Below are 18344 nucleotides of genomic sequence, written 5' to 3' on the forward strand. Positions count from 1 at the left end.
TTAAGTCAATTTTTTATTATCAAACGTAGGTATTGAATGTTTCAGTAAATTCTTGGCGTGTTGTTTTCCTGCAGCAAGGAAGCTATCGCTCATGCTGAGATCATCAACGGAACGTGCCAGCACAAGCGATCCGACCATGATACTGAGCAAAGCACTTCCAGTAGACTTATCTATATCCGCCAAATCAGAGATAAATTCAATAATTCGTTTCAACTCTTTGGTAAAGACCTTACGCACCTCTTCTGATGATCTGGATAATTCACTGGAAAGGGTCGGTAAAATACAGCCCCTCTCGGTATTATCCCGGTGTGATGGACTGATCGTCATGAGAATAATTGCGAGTACTCGGATCTCACCACAACGCCACTAATATGAAAAAAACCGTTACACGTCATTAAGGATGCGTAGCGGTTAAAAATACATTTTAAAGAATGCTGATGAATAAGAAGGTGGGTGTACAGACCATTGTTCACTGAAGATCCGAATAAAATATTTACAGCTTATCGCATTATCGGAACGAAATGGACGATCCATATTTTATGCACCCTTTCTCAAGGTCCGAAGAAATTCGGTGAAATTTTCGAAAGCATTCCTTGGGATTCCAGGTTTTCAAAAAGATACCACCAGGGAGGAATGAAGATGATCATCGAGGTCAGTGATACAGCATCAGACAAAATCGTCGAGATCTTATTAAGTGCGAATATCCAAAATGCCTTCCTTAGAGTAGGCGTTGATGAAGGGGGAAGCAGTGGTTTATCTTATACCCTTATCGTGGCGAAGTAAAAAATGTGATTGAACTGAAGGAAGGAGTGCAGAGCAATGATTTCTTTTGTAGTATCTGATAAAGCGATCGATTCATTTAAGAATGAATGGGAATTGGAAGAGGGGCAATATGTAAGGATTTATGCAAAATATATCGGAGGAGGCTCAGATGCTTTTACGATTGGCATAAATGCGAGTGCTACACCGGTCGATCCCGCATTGGTTCAATCCATTGAAGGATTTCATTTCTTTGTCGAAAAAACAGATGCCTGGATCTTACAGGATGAACTTCTCCAAATTGCCTGTAATGAAAATGGCATATTTTCAAGCAAAATCTCCTATTGAATATGTGGATCATCTTCTTGAGCACGACCCCACTTTTTAAACATTTAACTTTACAAAGTAGAATACTTCATGTATATTCAGAATGATAAGAGGTTTAATTTACCATAATAACCATCAACTTACGGAGGTGTGGAAGACAAACAACAATCAGATTGGGATTTTTGATGCTCAGTACAGGGCGCCTACAATTGGTATTATGCTGGTTCTGGCAACCGTAGCTTTCGAAGGACTGGCTATCACGACTATTGCCGCGAAAATGGCACAAAGTTTAGAGGGCATTCATTTATACGGTTGGATCTTCAGCGCATTTTTGTTATCTCAGCTTATTGGAACCTTGGTTATGGGTCAGCAGGTTGACAAGCGCGGTGTTTTTACATCCATGCTGGTATCCTTTAGTGTTTTTGTGCTAGGAACTGTGGTCTCCGCTATTTCTTTCGATATGCACATGCTTATTGCCGGAAGAGCCCTTCAAGGTTTTGGAGCGGGGGCCCTGATCACATGCGTTTATACCTGTGTGACATTGCATTATCCAGATGCACTTCGTACTCAAATCCTGGCCGCATTCTCCATGGCATTTGTACTGCCTTCCTTGATCGGGCCTTATGTAGCAGGCCTTATTGCTTCCTATATCTCGTGGCGATATGTTTTCTGGATCGTTCTACCTTTGATTGGATTGGCGCTCAGTCTTACATTCCGCTCTTTCCGTGATTTGCAGCTTCGGCAAGATCTGACAGGTCCAGCGCGAGCAACCGACTCGAAGATTATTTATGCGATTCTACTTGCCGTTGGAACGGGGCTGTTACTCACAGGACTTGGTATGATAACCGATTGGAAAGGCATAGTACTCACTTTGTGTGGATTAGTCGTCATGATCCCACCATTGCGTAAACTGCTGCCTGTGGGCACTTTTTCGGTAAAAAAAGGATTGCCTGCTACTTTGGTTTCCAGAGGGCTATATGTTGCTTGTTATTTTACAACGGAAAGTTTTGTGATCTTGGCACTAACCGAAGTGAAGGGGTTATCAGCTGACCTTGCTGGCCTTCTTGTAGCAGCAGGTTCTCTGAGCTGGTCCGCCGCAGCGTGGTTGCAAGCCAAGCTTGATGCACGAGATCAAGGTCTTGCCCGAAAGGGCAGAGTCATGACCGGCATTGGGATTATGATCGCTGGAACTGTACTCGTGATCCTGGCTCTTATTTTGACGGACGGTGGAATTATACTCATCCTTCTCTCGCAAATGATTACAGGGTTCGGTGTTGGATTGGCCAACCCTACTACTGCAGCCATTGCTTTACAACATGCCATGCCCAGGAAAGAGGGAGAAATGTCCGCGAATCTGCAATTTGTGGATTCCTTCTATATGGGAGTAAGCATTGGAGTTGGTGGCGCTCTGATTGCCTTGTCCGAAACTTTACAATGGGGCATATCCACAGGCGTTTTGATCGTGTTAACACTGCAATTACTATTAGTCTTGTTAAGTTTCTTGGCAGCACTACGAATTAACAAACTCGTTCATCAAGAACATCATCCGATCAGCCAGGTGAAGGACAACATTTCCATGTAACGGATGACGGCCGCGTCGTTAAATACATCACGAAGAACGGGGGGACAAATTGCATTGGGAGGTAGATAAGATGGCACGTGTATTAGTAGTCATTACTCCAGCTGAAGGACATGTGAATCCGTCGTTAGGATTAGTTACTCAGTTGACGAACAATGGTGAGGAAGTCATCTATGTGTGCACGGAGGAGTATCGTTCCCGAATTGAACAAACCGGTGCCCAGATACTTACCTATCCATTTCCACAAGATGCCTTCTCTCATGATCCGGTGTTGAAACCCCAGGAGTACAAGCATTCTTATCAGTTCATTCATATGATGGTAAGCGGTATTATTCGGAGGATCATCCCCAATGTGCTGCGAGTAATAGAGAATCAAAAGTTTGACTATATAATCTTTGATTCCCTGATGGGATGGGGAGGGACTATTCTTGCAGAAAAACTGGGAATTCCCGCGGTGTGTTCGATTGCCTCCTTTGCTTTTGTAGAGCCTCTCGGGTCTGGCTCAGACCTTAATGAGACGGAGACGAAGGAGCTTTATGAGACTACGATGAAGATAACAACTGAGTTATCCGAAGAGTTTCAAGTGAGTATTCCAGCCATGGAAGAGATTCCGGCACATGCAGGTCAGTTAAAGCTCGTGTACACCAGCCGTTTTTTTCAGCCGCAGGCAGAAAAGCTGGATGATCGTTTTATTTTCACTGGTCCTTCGATCATAAAACGTCAAGATGCTCCGGCCTTCTCGTACGAGCTGCTTCGTGAACGGTACCCTCAAACCGTGTACATTGCCATGGGTACGATTTTAAATAAGAACTTGGATTTCTATCAGCTTTGCTTTGAAGCATTAGGGGATCTACCCGTGAATGTTGTTCTATCTTCAGGGAAATACACGGATATGGAGCCGCTGACGGAACAAATTCCTCCTAATTTTATCGTCAAGCCATACATTGCACAGTTGGACATGCTGCAGCATACAGATGTTTTTATTACACATGCTGGAATGAACAGCACGAGTGAGGCGCTATATTACAACGTTCCGATGGTGATGATCCCATTAACGTCAGATCAGCCTCTTGTTGCAGATCGGGTACAGGAGTTGGGCGCGGGTATTACTTTGAATAAACATAACCTCAGTGCAACTGATTTGAGAGAGGCGTTAACAGAAGTCCTACACAATTCACTTTATAAACGGCAGGCTTACCTCATCGGTGAATCTTTACGCCAGGCTGGCGGTTACAAGCGGGCCGCCGAAATGATCATGAGTCATATGGGTTCAGCCCGAGGAAGTTACACAATTTAGTGGTGTTCCATTCAAAGTGATATGCTCCCGGAAGTGCTCCCTGTCAAGTGGACAGTGTAAAAAAACAAAAAAACAGTTCGGTTAGATACCTCAGCTTGTATGAACAAAGCTGAGGTATCTTTTGTATGAGGGAAAACCTCACTCTACTATTCGTATTATTAGGTCAACCCCGTCGTGAAAACAGTTCTCTCCTGCCCCCAACGAACATGTTTGAGCTGGTTTTCGCGTCCTAATCTGCCGCTGCGTTTTTGTTTATGAGAGTCTAATGCTTATTGCTGGCTTTCATCCTAATTAAAAACCGTATAAAACCTGAATTATGCTCCTTATAGTGGACATTGGAAAAACCTCTTTTTTTATACTAAAAGTAACGAGAATTCAATAAAAATTGTTCGAGACGAATTGTTGTAGGCTCGACTAGAAATAATGTATATAATCAATCGTAGGCAAAACGCATAAGATCATATGGGCGGTGGAGCAAGATGTTGAAGCAGCATAGTATGATTAGAAAAATTACTGTGCAAATGATGGTGATGCTGGCGATCCTGTTAGCCACACTGATATTGAGTAATTTTTATTCGTTGGAAGTCGTACGTAAAAATCAGATTGCAAGCTCCAAGAACACGTTGGCGATTTATATTAACAGTATTCAAAATAGCTTGAATAATACATCCAGGGATCTGTTAGAAGTGTTCGATACCCAGATTAATAGCTTTAGTACGTTTGGAACAAAGGATGAGAGCCAGAAGTATTTTGATGCCATCAGATTGCAGGAAATTTTGGCCTCGAAGGTGTCTAATACGAGTGGAAGTGACGGATTGTTTATTTCAGTTCCGAAGGAGGACTTTTTATTAGCCTCCTTCAGTAATCGAATGTATTCGAAGGAAGGTCTGTTTTTGACTGACTTTCTAAAGGAGCATGACTTTGATGCCAAAAATACAACGGGCGGGTCAGAGTGGCTGCCTGTCGAAGTGAACGGCGTTGCTTATTTATTGAAATCAATCACTTATTCTAATGTGATTTTTGGAGCGGTCATAAAGACGGATACGCTAATAGCTGCCATAAAGAAAAATGCAAATGAACAGAACTTATTTTACTTAACCGATAAGTCGGACCGCATGCTTTCGACAACGAATCCAGTCGATCTTTCTAAGGAGAAACCATACCATACCTTTACCTCCAAGCCATTTTTCGTTACCGAGCAGATTCCTGAATTCGGAAGCTTAACGAACGTTGTCGCAAGTCGAAATGTTTTCTATGGCCTGGAATGGATGCAATGGCTTATTATTTCTTTAAGTATGCTGGCAGTCGTCATCACGTCGATTATTTTCAGATTTTTTGCAAAGGATTTGATTCAACCCATATTAGAGCTTGTAAAAGGCGCAAAAGAAGTGGAAAAAGGCAACTGGGACTATCCGTTTTCTAACAAAGCCTCCTCAATCGAGTTTGCACGGTTGTCCAATTCCTTCTCCTCGATGATACGCGAGATAAAGACGTTGAAAATCAACACCTACGAAGAGAAGCTTGAGCGGAATAAAACGGAATTAAAATATTTGCAGATGCAAATAAAGCCCCATTTTTTCTTGAATGCAATAACGACTATATCAAGCCTAACCTACCATAACAAGAATGAGGAGATACGACGGATCATTAGCCATTTATCCGAGCATTTGCGTTACATGTTTAGAGGAGGCTTGGTTCAGGTTCAGATTCAAGAAGAAATGAAGCATGTCGAAAATTACATCCAGATGCAAGAAATTAGATATCCGAATCAAATATTTTACATGGCGGACATCGATCGGGAATTGCAAGCTGTTCCGCTGCCGCAGTATTTGATTCAAACCTTTGTTGAGAACTCGTTTAAGCATGCTTTAGCACATAAAGAAATGCTGTCCATTTTTATAAAAGGGGATAGCGTTCTCACAAATGGCCAGCCTTTCCTTCGGGTAGTAATAGAAGATAATGGAGAGGGCTTTCCCGAAGAAATGATGGAAGAAGTGAATTTTTCGGATATGCAGCAAAGCGGAACAGGGGAAAAGGTGGGAATCAGCAACATCCAACGAACCTTAAAGCTTTTATACAAGCGGGACAGGCTGTTAACGCTATCGAATATACAGCCATCCGGCGCCAGAGTAGAAATAATGATTCCTATGGACAACGAAGAGTAAACTCCACACAAAGGGGATGAAGCAGATGCAATGCTTATTAATTGACGATGATATCCCTACTGTAAACGTTTTGCACGATTTCGTAGACTGGGATGCATTCGGTATTTCCAAAATCATGACGGCACACAATATATCCGATGCGAAGCTGCTATTCGAACAAAGCATTCCTGACATCATCATATGCGATATTGAAATGCCAAAGGGTACCGGGCTCGATATGATCAAATGGGTAAGAGAACATAAATACGACTGCGGCTTTATTTTCTTTACCTGTCATGAAAGCTTTGATTTTGCCACAACAGCCCTTTCGTTTAATGCGGATGCTTATGTCATAAAGCCCTTTGATAAAGATAAGCTTGAGACGTCGCTAATAAAGGCGATAGATGTAATCAAGCAAAGAAGGGAACTAAATGAATACAGCAGGTACGGGCAGGCATGGTTGAAAAACCGCGATCTCGTAGAGCAGGGCTTCTGGAGAGACATTATGTTTGCAACGATACCTCCTCGACTTGATGTCATTCAGTCCGAAATGCGGAAAAGAGATTTGGACATCCATTTAGAGGAACGTTATCTTCTCGCGATTACTTGCGTCAGTAAAACGGATATGGAGATCGATTGGAACGATAATACGTTCAAATATGCCTTTCATAACTTGTGTTCGGAAATGTGGTTTGGTACGACCGATCACTCACAAATCGTGACTTACAAAATGGAGGATGTTTTTTACAGCGCTTTAATTATACCTGAGCTGGAAGCCATTGATGTGGTAAAGGAAAAATGCAATAAACTCATTAAACAATGCAGGAAGCTGTTCCGCTGCACGGCTACTTCCTATCTTGCTGAAGGGAATGCCATTTCCCAAATCGCCGAAGCTAAAATAAGGCTGGAGGAAATGGATAAAAAGAACATCATTTATAAAGGTAAAGTGCATGATGGCAAGGAGCGTTTTGTTTATTCCCATTCTGAGCCTTATTCGCTTGATGCTGCTCTAATGAATACGTTGTTCATTCAAGGAGAAAGAGTGAAGATCGTTCAATTGTTGAAAAAGGAACTAGAGCTGCTTGCCTCGCTTAATAAACTGGATGTGAATACCATACGTGCCATACACCAGGATTTCGTACAGGTTGTCTATGCCCTATTGTATAAAAACAATATCCAGGCTCATAAATTATTTTCGGATGAGGCAGCTCAGCAATTGGCCCAAAGCTCGAATGCCAGTGTATTTGAATTCATGAAATGGGCAAATTATGTAACGAATACTACGATTGATTTTCTAAAGCTGGTCATCGCTTCTGAAGGTGTCGTTGAAAAGGCAAAAAGATTCATACAAGAGCATTACGATCAGGATTTAAATCGGGAGGATATAGCCGCAGTCGTATTTTTAACGCCGGACTATTTAGCTAAACGCTTTAAACTGGAAACAGGCTTGTCGGTCAAGGAGTATTTAAATGAGTACCGGGTAAAGGTTGCGCAAGAAATGCTGATCCATAGTAAGGATAGCATTAGCCATATTGCAACCCAAACGGGATTTGACAGTCTATCCTATTTCTCCACCGTATTTAAAAAAGTCACAGGTGACACACCGAATGCGTTTCGGGCTAAATATAACGTACTAAAGATTTAATATCCGAAAAAATAATCAACGGCAACTAGGTTACCCAGAAGAGGTGGCGAGGTTGCTGTTTTTTTATCGAGTAAAAAGATGAATTGGGATTCAAATACGAAGCATCGTGCTTATTTTTTAAAAAAGAGCACGGATTTATTAAAGTGTTGAAAGTGGATTGCAGTTAAGATGAAGGAGATTCATTATTCGAATGGAGGCAGAACAAATGAGCACAAAGAGGGGAATCACTGCACTGCTTTTGTCCGTAACCTTAATCGGTTCATCGTTAACCGCATGCGGCACAGAATCCGCGAACGAAACGACTAAAGAGGCTGCTGGAAATGTTGAGAAAGTGGTATTCGCACTCCCGTCATTTAACCGAATTCCTGATGATCTTAGCCGTGTAACGGACGCTATTAATAAGATTACGAAGGAAAAGATTAATGTAGAGGTTGAACTGAAATTGTACGGACCAGCTGATTATAGTCAGAAAGTAAACCTTGCGCTGCAAAGCGGTGAGCAGTTGGATATCTTTACGGGCTTCGAGCAGTTCGCAAATTTTGCATCGAAAAAGCAGCTGTATCCGATGAATGATCTTCTACAGCAATATGGGAAAGAAATGAAAGGAATTCTAGACAAGGATTTCGGTGATGATCTCCTTGAAGCGACAACGATTGATGGTCAAATTTACGGGATTCCCGCCAATAAAGGGATGGCGCTTCCAACTAATCTGGTCTATAACGCCGATATGATGTCGGAGATTGGAGTGTCCGCTGACGATATCCATTCCGTAAATGATCTGCCGGCGGTATTTGATGCCTTGAAAGAAAAGCTTCCAGATGTCGTTCCTTTCGGACCCATCAATGTCAGCCCTAGTGATACGGGCTTGGTGAGGCTGTTAAGGGGAACACATAAAGTCGACTTTCTGACAGACAGTACGGGAGTCGGTGTCGTCATCGGAGACGACGGCAAGGTGCGGAATTTTTACGAGACGGATGAATTTAAAGCTGGGGCATCAATGATGAGAGACTGGTACAACAAAGGTTATTTGCAAAAAGATGCGGCAACCGCTTCAAGTCCATTTTCTGAAATCATATCCTCAGGCCGCGGGTTCGCCTTTATGGGAGGGTATAGCGGCATGGCTCTTGCACAAGCGCTTAGCGCGCAAACGGGAAAGAATGTGGAGACAAGACGCATTGCACCCTTCTATTTCGATACCATTGCAGTCAACGCTGTTGTGTGGATGATCTCTAGCAGGAGTAAAGTTCCAGATGCTTCCATGAAGTTTTTAAATTTATTATATACGGATGCTGAACTTATTAACACGCTGTTGTATGGCATCGAAGGCGAGGATTATGTGTTGGTTGATGAGCATCATGTCAAGTTCCCGGAAGGCAAAAATGCTTCTACGGTTGCTTACACCGCATATTTGAGTTCCGGCATTGTTGGTTCGGAGTCCCTTCAGTATCAGCTTGAGGGTGCGGATCGGTCGGATATTGAGCTGAAGCTGAAAGAAAATAAAGCGACGGAAAGGTCTCCGTATTTTGGATTTATTTTCGACCAAAACAGTGTGAAAACGCAAATGACCTCTATTAACAATGTCGTCAATCAATATCTTCCTGGGTTGGTTACCGGATCGCTTGACCCAGAAACGACGATACCAAAATTCATAGAAGCGCTGAATAATGCTGGCGCGGAAGCCATTATCAAGGCGAAGCAAGAGCAGCTTGACGCTTGGCTGGCGAACAAAAAGCAATAAAACAAGTAAGATGTCCAAGGTGGAGCCTGCAGCCTGCTGCAAGCCCCATCTTGGACAAAAGGAGACATGTTGATGAACGCTACGGTTGCAAAACGCCGAGAATTAAAAAAGATGATGCCGCTCCTTCTTCTTGCGGCTCCAGGTCTGCTTTATTTGCTTATTAATAATTATATTCCGATGCTGGGCATCTTTATTGGGTTCAAAGAAGTGGATTTTACGAAAGGGATATTCGGCAGCGATTGGGTTGGATTCGCTAACTTTAAGTTTCTATTTAATACAAGCGATGCCTTCATCATGACAAGAAATACGATTTTATATAACGTAGCTTTTATTGTGTTAGGCACGATCTGCTCTGTATTTATAGCTTTGTTAATGTCTGAGCTGTTAACGAAGGTATACTCGAAGTTTTTTCAATCCGGCCTAGTACTTCCGAATCTGATTTCCATGGTGGTGCTGTCATACCTCGTATTTGCTTTTCTTAATTCGGATAGTGGATTTATTAATCTTTCTATCTTGCGTCCGTTGGGGCTTCCTGAAATCAGTTGGTATTCGGAGGCCAAATATTGGCCCTATCTATTAGTTATCATTCAATTGTGGAAATCTGCGGGCTATGGGTCAATCGTTTATTTTGCATTTATCGCTGGCATCGATAAGAGCATTTATGAAGCGGCGAAGATCGATGGCGCAGGCAAGCTGAAGCAAATTTTTAATATAACGCTGCCTTTGCTGAAACCGACGATCATTATACTAGGACTCCTTTCGGTGGGGAGAATTTTTAATTCCGATTTTGGCTTGTTCTATCAAGTACCGATGAATGCGGGCGCTTTATACAGCACGACACAGACGATCGATACGTATGTGTACCGTGCTCTCATTCAATTAAATGATATTGGTATGTCGGCAGCAGCCGGGCTCTATCAATCGTTAGTTGGTTTCATTCTTGTGTTGATTGTGAATGCGATTGTCAGAAAAGTGAATGCTGACAATGCTTTATTTTAGGGGGTAAATACGTTGATACAAACAAGAGGGGAACGGACCTTTGCCCATTTCTCAGCTATCGTTATGACTTTAATCACCTTAGCGGCTTTTTTACCCTTTATTTTAATTTTCGTAGCCTCCTTTACGGATGAGCCTGCCTTGATCAGCAACGGATACAGCTACTTTCCGGAAAAATGGAGCATGGATGCTTATGTGTACATGTACACAACCGCTTCAACTTTTGTGAGAGCCTATGGTGTCTCCTTCTTCGTCACGATCGTCGGAACTGCAGTCAGCACGATTCTGACCGCCATGCTTGCCTATCCGATGGCACGAAGAGATTTTAAGCTGCATAATGTTCTGGCTTTTATTGTGTTTTTCACGATGCTGTTTAGCGGTGGAGTCGTCCCTAGTTATATGATGTGGACGAAAATCTTTCATATTAAGGATTCACTGTGGGCGTTAATCGTGCCCAGCTATCTGATAAGCGGGTTTAACGTTCTGCTCGTTCGCAATTATTATAAAAATAATGTGCCTGTGGACCTGATCGAATCGGCACAGATCGACGGCGCTTCCGAGCTGAAAACCTTTTACAGCATTATGCTGCCATTATCGATTCCGGTTTTGGTGACAATTGGTTTGTTTACAGCATTAACGTATTGGAATGATTGGATCAATGCCTTATATTATATTACGAAGCCTCAATATTATGGCGTTCAAAATCTTCTGATTCAGTTAATGAACAATATCCAATATTTAAAGTCTGAGCAGGCGAGCAGTATGATTGGTGCCGGGGCCGTAGAGCTTCCAAGCACGGCAGTTCGGATGGCAATGGCTGTTATTGGCATTTTACCGGTTTTAGTTGTCCTGCCTTTCCTTCAGAAGTATTTGACTAAAGGTGTCGTCATTGGCGCAGTAAAAGGATAATCAAAAGGAAATCAAAGGAATGTCAAAGGAGAGAAGAAAATGAAGGTACAAGAAGTGATTGACACGGTCATATTCGATACTTGCGGCGATCGGAAATTAGAAAAATCAGGGGATGTACTCATGAGCGGCGATCCCAATATGGAAGTGACGGGCATTGTCACGAGCTTTATGGCAACCGTCGAGGTGATCAGAAAGGCGATTGCGCATGGCGCGAACATGATCATTACCCACGAGCCAACCTACTATACGGGAAAGGATGAAATACAATGGCTGGAACATGACCCCGTTTATCTGGAAAAGAAGAAGCTTATCGAAGACAACCAAATCGCGATTTGGAGATTTCACGATCATATGCATATGGGGCATACAGACCGAATCTATGATGGCCTATTGAAGGATATCGGTTGGGAAGAGCAAATGATCGAAAAGAACCAGCCGCATACTTACGAGATCGCTCAAACTACGCTGGGAGAACTGGCTGAATTTTTCAAGCAAAAGCTAAAAATGTCGGTTATCCAAATCGTGGGCGATCCCGCAATGCCTTGTTCAAGAATTGGCATACTCGTCGGCGGTGGCAGCTTGGGACTTGGCAGAGAACAAATGCCGATCGAGCTTATGCGGGATAAAAATCTTGATGTGATGGTGTGCGGAGAAATTGTGGAATGGACGCTTTGTGCCTACGTTAATGATGCCAAGATGCTTGGTCTTAATAAAGCTATGCTGGTAATAGGACATGAACGAAGCGAGGAGCCCGGCATGAAGCATATGGCGCAGTGGCTGCCGCCTTTGGTCCACGGTATTCCAGTCTCCTTTATCGATGCCGAAGAGCCTTTTATCTACTTGTAAGAGGTCAAGACGCTAGAGAAGGAGTGCAAAAATATGCATCCATCATTAGAACTGGCATTGGAGCTTAATGTCGATAAAAAATAGATAGGGGACATGGATAATGGCCATGATGCAGGTTCATTTCTATTCAAAATCTCTGAGAAGAGAAGTCACTTTTAATGCGCTGATTCCTTTAGACAAGTTTGAAATACCGGGTCAAGCGGCAGTGGAGAATAAGCCGATGAAGGCACTCTATTTATTGAATGGTTATTCGGGCAGCTGCATGGACTGGATTAGCTATACAAGAATAAGGGAGCTGTCCAATAAACATCACATCGCTGTATTCATGCCATCTGGAGAAAATCATTTTTATGTGGATGATCTGAATAAAGGAGAAAGGTTTGGAGAATATGTCGGCAATGAGCTGGTCGCGTTTACACGAGAAATGTTCCCTTTGTCGGAAAGGAGAGAAGATACCTTTATTGGCGGTTTATCTATGGGCGGCTACGGTGCGATACGCAACGGCTTGAAGTATGCCGGGAATTTTAGCAAGATTATGGCTTTTTTACATGGGACTTTTGAAATGATTACCTCGAAGAAGCGATTTTATGGGCGATGGATGATAAAGAAATAAGGTGAGCAGCATGAGCACGCCCTAGATGAAGATAGGACTCTGGTGTTCCCCGTGAGCTTTTCCTCGCAGCTCTCATCGCCCTTTATTCCCTCGACGGTATTCACTTGGCGACGCGCCATACCAGCGCTTGAACTGCCGGCTAAAATGCGAAATATCGCGATAGCCAAGAATCGCAGAAATTTGGCTGATCGACATCTGGGGGTCGTTCAGCAGAACCTTCGCCTCATGCAGCATCTCCTTGGAGAGAAACACGCGCGGCGATATTTCAAAAACCTGCCGGAACACCCGATTGCAGTGGGAGACACTGATGCCAAGCTCGGCGGCAATGTCGTCAATGCCGTAATGCTGGTCTAGTAGAGCGGCATCCTGCTTGAATTGCTGGTAAATGAGTCCTTGCAGCCTGCTGCGAATTTGATGAGCGAGCTGAACTTTCTCATAGGAGACGGCAGAGTGGAGATCGGCTTCCGCAGAAAGTGCTTCCCAGAGCTGGCCAAACAGTTCAAACACCGCAGATTGGAGGCGCATCCGTTCCGTAAGCTTGGCAGCGGAATGTTCAGCGAGCTGGCTCGACATTTCGATGACTTTGTTGAGCGATGGCCTTAATTGCTGGACGACATTGCTGTCGGTCTCAAATAGAACCGAGTCAAGCCGACTTAATAAGGATAAGAACATGCGGTCATCGATGTCAAAATGCAGGCAAAAATAAGTGAACGGTTTGCCATTCCCACTTTTGCTGGCGTGAGAGGCTCCTGGCTGAAGTAACATGAGTGCCCCAGCCTTTTGTATATAATGAAGGTCATTGACGATAAATAATTGCTCACCCTCGAGTACGTAATTGATCTCATATTGAGGATGAGTATGCACCGGATAATCCCATTGTCCGCTTACTTTACGCAAATGCATGCCAAACAGGTTGATCGTTGTTTTGACGTCGGGAACAATAGCCTCGCTAATGCATTGCCCAAGTATAGGCGGGATAAAAGTGGCTGCCATCATGCAACACCTCCGTTCCAATCCTTGCGAATTTCCACACTGTACTTAACTACGAGTATAACGTACTTAGCCCGATTTGGGTAAATAATTGCTCGATTTGACAATGGCTTCTGGTTAACCTGACGTGCTAGGATAAAAATAATTCATGCAAACGCTTAACTTTTATTTTTATTAACGGTCAGGAAGGGGTTCAACAGTGGCTAATCCAAATAAATTTTATAATGTGCAGCACTCGCCAATCGGAGCTTTTTCGAGCTTTACCTTGGGCTTCAAAGGAAAGAAAGGCGGACTTGCTTCCGAGCTAGGGAAGCCAGCCGATCAAAACATTTATATCGGAATGCAGGCTTTAGATGGCAGCGTTTATGAAGCCTTCCCGTTTTTTGAAGCGGCTGCCGACGACAGCTCCAGATATGATGTGGAAAAAGTAGAGCCAAGCGATAAGGATCAGCAGGCGACGGCGAAGTTGAAAGCTTTTAACGACGATCAAATTTTGCGAACGCTTGGCGCAGGTACGGATACGTGGCAGGCGGGTGATGTAACGCTGCGTATTTATTCTCCTGTCCGCTCCGTGCCGGATCCGGCAACAGCGAGCCCAGAGAAGCTGAAGCAGGCGATTGTTCCGGCTGTTTTTGCCGAATTGACGCTGGATAACAGCAACGGGTCGTCGGCTAGAAGAGGTTTTTTTGGATATGAGGGCAGCGATCCCTACAGTGCGATGCGCAGACTGGGCGATACGAGCGGAGGGCAATTTGCCGGCATCGGGCAGGGCCGCTTGACGGCTATCGCTTGCGATACGGGCGATGTTCAGAGTGCGCTGGGATTTACAATGGAGAAAATTTTGGATGAGCGATATGAGCATAACTATGCTTTTGGCTTGGGCGGAACGGGAGCCATTCTAATGGAGGTGCCGCCGGGCGAGACGCGCACATACAAGTTTGCGATTTGCTTCTACCGGGATGGTATCGTCACAACTGGCATTGAGGCCTCCTACGCGTATACCCGTTATTTTAAAAATATCGACAGCGTAGCTGCGTACGCCTTGGAGCATTTTCAGGAGCTTTCTGAGTCTTGCCAGCAGGCGGATCAATGGATTAATGATTCACAGCTTTCGGACGATCAAAAATTTATGCTCTCGCACGCTATTCACAGCTATTACGGAAGCACTCAAATGCTGGACCATGATGGCAAAGCGCTATGGATCGTCAATGAAGGCGAATATCGGATGATGAATACGCTGGATTTAACGGTGGATCAGCTGTTTTTTGAATTGATTATGAATCCGTGGACGGTAAGAAACGAATTGGAGCTGTTCGTAGACAGGTACAGCTACAAGGACCAGGTTACGTTTCCTGGTGGGCAGGAGCTATATCCGGGCGGCATAACGTTTACCCATGATGTCGGGGTGGCGAATGTTTTTTCCCGTCCGCAATATTCGGCATATGAGTTGGCGGGGCTGGACGACTGCTTCTCTTATATGTCCCATGAAGAGCTGGTCAATTGGCTATGTACGGCGCTTGTATATATTGAGCAAACGAAGGATGAGGAATTTACAGCCAACATGCTGCCCGTTATTCGCTCCTGCTTTGAAAGCATGCTGAACCGGGATCATCCTGTAAAGGAGCTGCGCAATGGCCTCATGGCACTGGACAGCACACGCACGCAGGGAGGCGCTGAAATTTCTACCTATGACAGCTTGGATGCCTCTTTGGGCCAGTCCCGCAACAATATTTATATGGCGGGAAAATGCTGGGCCGCTTACGTGGCGCTGGAGCGTCTGTTCCAAGCTGAAGGCTTGACAGAATTGTCGACAGAGGCAGGCGGTCAAGCAGATAAATGCGCGGCGTCTATTACAGCTGCTTTGACAGAGGAAGGCTACATACCAGCCATTATCGGTGAAAACAATCACTCACGCATCATACCTGCGATCGAAGGGCTTGTATTCCCGCTATTTACCGGCTGCAAGGATGCCCTGGATCCGAACGGCAGATTTTCGGAATATTTGAGCAGTCTTCACCGTCACCTGAACACCGTGCTTGTGCCTGGCGTATGCCTGTTTGATGACGGTGCGTGGAAATTGTCTTCGACCAGCAACAATTCATGGCTTAGCAAAATTTATTTATGCCAGTTTATTGCAAGGGAAATTATGAAGATGCCGTGGGAAGAGAGAGGAGAGCTTGCTGATTCAGCCCATGTGGCATGGCTGCTGCATCCCGAGCTTTCCTACTGGTGCTGGAGCGACCAGGTGTTGTCCGGCCAAATTGTGGGCAGCAAATATTACCCTCGCGGCGTAACCGCCATTTTGTGGCTATATGAGAAGTCGGCTGACTATTCGCTTGTCAAAAGCAGCTAAGGTCAAATCAAACAATAGAACGAGGTGGAGCAAAAGATGAATGAAACTGCGAGGAAACAACAGCCAGCGGAAAGCGGTTATCATGCTTGGTTAAGCTATAACAAGGTCTTGCCAAGCACCCAATTGGAGCAATATAAGCAATGGGGCGGTGCAATAGTCGCTTGGGAGGAACAGGAGACGATTCAGGCTGCGGCGGCTGAACTGCGGCTCGGCCTTGAAGCTATGCTGGTAGATTCCGTATCCACTGCTCCTCATGCTCCTAATCAGGGACAGCGTCATATCGCGTTGGGAACTTTCACATCCGGGAATGAACGCTACCAAAGCTTGTTTAGCGAAAAAGATATTCAAGCTGCAGGAGCGGAAGGGTTTGTCATCCGCACGAGCCTTGCTGATTCCTGTCTGGCAATCGGTGCTGCCTCGCCAGCAGGCTTGCTTTATGGCGTGTTTCATTTGCTGAGGCTCATAGGCACAGGCGCTTCTATTGATAGGCTTGATATTGTCAGCGCTCCGACAAACGGATTAAGAATGATTAATCATTGGGATAATTTCGACGGCAGCATTGAGCGCGGCTATGCCGGAAATTCTTTTTTATATCAAAATAATCGGTTTACCGAGGATCAGGAGCGTGTGCGCGATTACGCCAGAATGATGGCTTCTATCGGTATTAATACGATTGCGATTAACAACGTTAATGTTCATCAGGAGGAGACGCTGTTTATTACGCCGACCTATCTGCCGCAAGTGGCGAGGCTCGCTGATATTTTTCGGATTTATGGCATTCGCTTGTATCTCAGTATTAATTTTGCGAGCCCCATTCAGATTGGCGGGCTTGCGACGGCTGATCCACTGGATCAGCAAGTGCAAGCTTGGTGGAGCAGCAAAGCTTCGGAAATTTACGCAGCCATTCCGGATTTTGGCGGTTTTCTGGTCAAAGCCGATTCTGAAAATCGTCCGGGTCCCTTTACGTATGAGCGCGACCATGCGGAGGGAGCCAACATGCTTGCGCAGGCGCTGGAGCCGCATGGCGGCATCGTGATATGGCGCTGCTTCGTTTACAATTGCAAGCAGGACTGGCGTGACCGCACGACCGATCGTGCCCGGGCAGCGTATGACCATTTTAAACCGCTTGATGGCAGATTTAACGATAATGTTGTGCTGCAAATAAAAAATGGCCCGCTTGATTTTCAGGCCAGAGAGCCTGTATCTCCACTCTTTGGTGCGCTTGAGCATACGAATCAGCTGATTGAATTTCAAATTACGCAGGAGTATACAGGGCAGCAGCGGCATCTGTGCTACCTCGTCCCGCAATGGAAGGAAATATTGGAGTTCAATACGTATGCTGGCGGAGAAGAGGCTCCGGTCAAGCGTATTGTGGACGGCTCCATGTGGGGCAACCGGATAAACGGGATGGCAGCTGTCACCAATGTCGGAGCGGACTGGAACTGGAGCGGGCATTTGCTAGCTCAAGCTAATTTGTACGGCTATGGCAGGCTGGCATGGAACCCGGATTTAACGGCGGAGCAAATAGCGAGTGAGTGGATACAACTGGCCCTAAGTTTGGATAGCTCCGTTCATGATATCGTTAGCGGACTGCTAATGGATTCGTGGAGCATTTATGAGTCGTATACGGCGCCGCTTGGCATAGGCTGGATGGTCAATCCTAACCATCATTACGGTCCTAATGTCGATGGATATGAATATTCGCCATGGGGAACGTACCATTTTGCAGATCACAAAGGATTAGGTGTTGACCGCACGGTGCAGACCGGAACCGGCTACAGTGCGCAATATATGGGAGAGAATGCCGAAATCTATAATTCGCTGAAGCTTTGCCCGGATGAGCTGCTGCTGTTCTTCCATCATGTCCCGTATACTCATGTGCTTCACTCAGGAAAAACCGTCATTCAGCATATATATGATACACACTTTGAAGGGGTAGAGCGGGCGACGCAATTGCTGACAGCTTGGAGCTCCCTGCAGGGCCGAATGAAGGAAGGGCTGTATACGCAGGTTGAAGAGCGTTTGAGGGAGCAGGCTCGGCATGCAGAAGAGTGGCGGGATCAAATCAATACGTACTTCTGGCGCAAAAGCGGCATAGAAGATGAGCACCACCGCAAAATTTATTAACGTACATGTTCGATTGCGAAG

General features: G+C 44.9%; 15 protein-coding genes. 13 read left to right on the top strand and 2 right to left on the bottom strand.

What is annotated here, in order from left to right; genetic code table 11:
- Positions 1-327: a hypothetical protein gene (locus tag ABEW34_RS01600; RefSeq protein WP_430154270.1), complete on the bottom strand. Its 327-nt coding sequence runs from the start codon at positions 325-327 to the stop codon at positions 1-3.
- Between the two features lie 138 nt (positions 328-465).
- On the opposite strand from ABEW34_RS01600, the gene ABEW34_RS01605 reads away from it, so the two are divergent.
- The 11 genes from ABEW34_RS01605 (at position 466) to ABEW34_RS01655 (ending at position 12853) form a co-directional block, all read left to right on the top strand.
- Positions 466-783: a winged helix-turn-helix transcriptional regulator gene (locus ABEW34_RS01605; protein WP_430154271.1), complete on the top strand. Its 318-nt coding sequence runs from the start codon at positions 466-468 to the stop codon at positions 781-783.
- A 36-nt stretch (positions 784-819) separates the two neighbouring features.
- Complete coding sequence (locus tag ABEW34_RS01610; RefSeq protein ID WP_430154273.1) at positions 820-1107, top strand: HesB/YadR/YfhF family protein; 288 nt, start codon at positions 820-822, stop codon at positions 1105-1107.
- A 196-nt stretch (positions 1108-1303) separates the two neighbouring features.
- Positions 1304-2668, top strand: coding sequence for an MFS transporter (locus ABEW34_RS01615; RefSeq protein WP_430154275.1), 1365 nt, complete (start codon positions 1304-1306; stop codon positions 2666-2668).
- Between the two features lie 70 nt (positions 2669-2738).
- Positions 2739-3962 carry a macrolide family glycosyltransferase gene (locus ABEW34_RS01620; protein ID WP_430154277.1) on the top strand — a complete coding sequence of 408 codons (1224 nt, stop codon included), beginning with the start codon at positions 2739-2741 and terminating at the stop codon, positions 3960-3962.
- Positions 3963-4441: 479 nt separating this feature from the next.
- Positions 4442-6127: a sensor histidine kinase gene (locus ABEW34_RS01625; RefSeq protein WP_430154278.1), complete on the top strand. Its 1686-nt coding sequence runs from the start codon at positions 4442-4444 to the stop codon at positions 6125-6127.
- Between the two features lie 25 nt (positions 6128-6152).
- Complete coding sequence (locus ABEW34_RS01630; protein WP_430154280.1) at positions 6153-7751, top strand: response regulator transcription factor; 1599 nt, start codon at positions 6153-6155, stop codon at positions 7749-7751.
- 205 nt (positions 7752-7956) lie between these two features.
- Positions 7957-9489 carry an ABC transporter substrate-binding protein gene (locus ABEW34_RS01635; RefSeq protein ID WP_430154282.1) on the top strand — a complete coding sequence of 511 codons (1533 nt, stop codon included), beginning with the start codon at positions 7957-7959 and terminating at the stop codon, positions 9487-9489.
- A gap of 72 nt (positions 9490-9561) precedes the next feature.
- Positions 9562-10488, top strand: coding sequence for an ABC transporter permease (locus ABEW34_RS01640; RefSeq protein ID WP_430154283.1), 927 nt, complete (start codon positions 9562-9564; stop codon positions 10486-10488).
- A gap of 12 nt (positions 10489-10500) precedes the next feature.
- On the top strand, positions 10501-11394 hold the full coding sequence (locus ABEW34_RS01645; protein ID WP_430154285.1) for a carbohydrate ABC transporter permease: 894 nt from the start codon (positions 10501-10503) through the stop codon (positions 11392-11394).
- A 39-nt stretch (positions 11395-11433) separates the two neighbouring features.
- On the top strand, positions 11434-12240 hold the full coding sequence (locus ABEW34_RS01650; protein ID WP_430154286.1) for a Nif3-like dinuclear metal center hexameric protein: 807 nt from the start codon (positions 11434-11436) through the stop codon (positions 12238-12240).
- Between the two features lie 100 nt (positions 12241-12340).
- Complete coding sequence (locus ABEW34_RS01655; RefSeq protein WP_430154287.1) at positions 12341-12853, top strand: alpha/beta hydrolase; 513 nt, start codon at positions 12341-12343, stop codon at positions 12851-12853.
- Positions 12854-12925: 72 nt separating this feature from the next.
- Here ABEW34_RS01655 and ABEW34_RS01660 read toward each other — a convergent pair whose 3' ends face one another.
- Positions 12926-13846: an AraC family transcriptional regulator gene (locus ABEW34_RS01660; RefSeq protein ID WP_430154595.1), complete on the bottom strand. Its 921-nt coding sequence runs from the start codon at positions 13844-13846 to the stop codon at positions 12926-12928.
- A gap of 196 nt (positions 13847-14042) precedes the next feature.
- On the opposite strand from ABEW34_RS01660, the gene ABEW34_RS01665 reads away from it, so the two are divergent.
- A complete protein-coding gene (locus tag ABEW34_RS01665) occupies positions 14043-16196 on the top strand; it encodes a glycoside hydrolase family 52 protein (protein WP_430154288.1) in 2154 nt (717 codons plus the stop codon).
- Positions 16197-16232: 36 nt separating this feature from the next.
- Positions 16233-18323: an alpha-glucuronidase family glycosyl hydrolase gene (locus ABEW34_RS01670; RefSeq protein WP_430154290.1), complete on the top strand. Its 2091-nt coding sequence runs from the start codon at positions 16233-16235 to the stop codon at positions 18321-18323.
- Positions 18324-18344 lie beyond the last annotated feature (21 nt).

Origin of the sequence: Paenibacillus algorifonticola, from assembly GCF_050481745.1 — a bacterium.
Lineage (GTDB): Bacteria > Bacillota > Bacilli > Paenibacillales > Paenibacillaceae > Pristimantibacillus > Pristimantibacillus algorifonticola_A.

What these genes read in the sequence shown, in the direction of transcription:
- ABEW34_RS01610 (WP_430154273.1), top strand. Translation starts at nt 820, where the DNA reads ATGATTTCTTTTGTAGTATCTGATAAAGCGATCGATTCATTTAAGAAT.
- ABEW34_RS01635 (WP_430154282.1), top strand. Translation starts at nt 7,957, where the DNA reads ATGAGCACAAAGAGGGGAATCACTGCACTGCTTTTGTCCGTAACCTTA.
- ABEW34_RS01625 (WP_430154278.1), top strand. Translation starts at nt 4,442, where the DNA reads ATGTTGAAGCAGCATAGTATGATTAGAAAAATTACTGTGCAAATGATG.
- ABEW34_RS01640 (WP_430154283.1), top strand. Translation starts at nt 9,562, where the DNA reads ATGAACGCTACGGTTGCAAAACGCCGAGAATTAAAAAAGATGATGCCG.
- ABEW34_RS01630 (WP_430154280.1), top strand. Translation starts at nt 6,153, where the DNA reads ATGCAATGCTTATTAATTGACGATGATATCCCTACTGTAAACGTTTTG.
- ABEW34_RS01660 (WP_430154595.1), bottom strand. Translation starts at nt 13,846, where the DNA reads ATGGCAGCCACTTTTATCCCGCCTATACTTGGGCAATGCATTAGCGAG.
- ABEW34_RS01650 (WP_430154286.1), top strand. Translation starts at nt 11,434, where the DNA reads ATGAAGGTACAAGAAGTGATTGACACGGTCATATTCGATACTTGCGGC.
- ABEW34_RS01620 (WP_430154277.1), top strand. Translation starts at nt 2,739, where the DNA reads ATGGCACGTGTATTAGTAGTCATTACTCCAGCTGAAGGACATGTGAAT.
- ABEW34_RS01615 (WP_430154275.1), top strand. Translation starts at nt 1,304, where the DNA reads ATGCTGGTTCTGGCAACCGTAGCTTTCGAAGGACTGGCTATCACGACT.
- ABEW34_RS01670 (WP_430154290.1), top strand. Translation starts at nt 16,233, where the DNA reads ATGAATGAAACTGCGAGGAAACAACAGCCAGCGGAAAGCGGTTATCAT.
- ABEW34_RS01600 (WP_430154270.1), bottom strand. Translation starts at nt 327, where the DNA reads ATGACGATCAGTCCATCACACCGGGATAATACCGAGAGGGGCTGTATT.
- ABEW34_RS01655 (WP_430154287.1), top strand. Translation starts at nt 12,341, where the DNA reads ATGGCCATGATGCAGGTTCATTTCTATTCAAAATCTCTGAGAAGAGAA.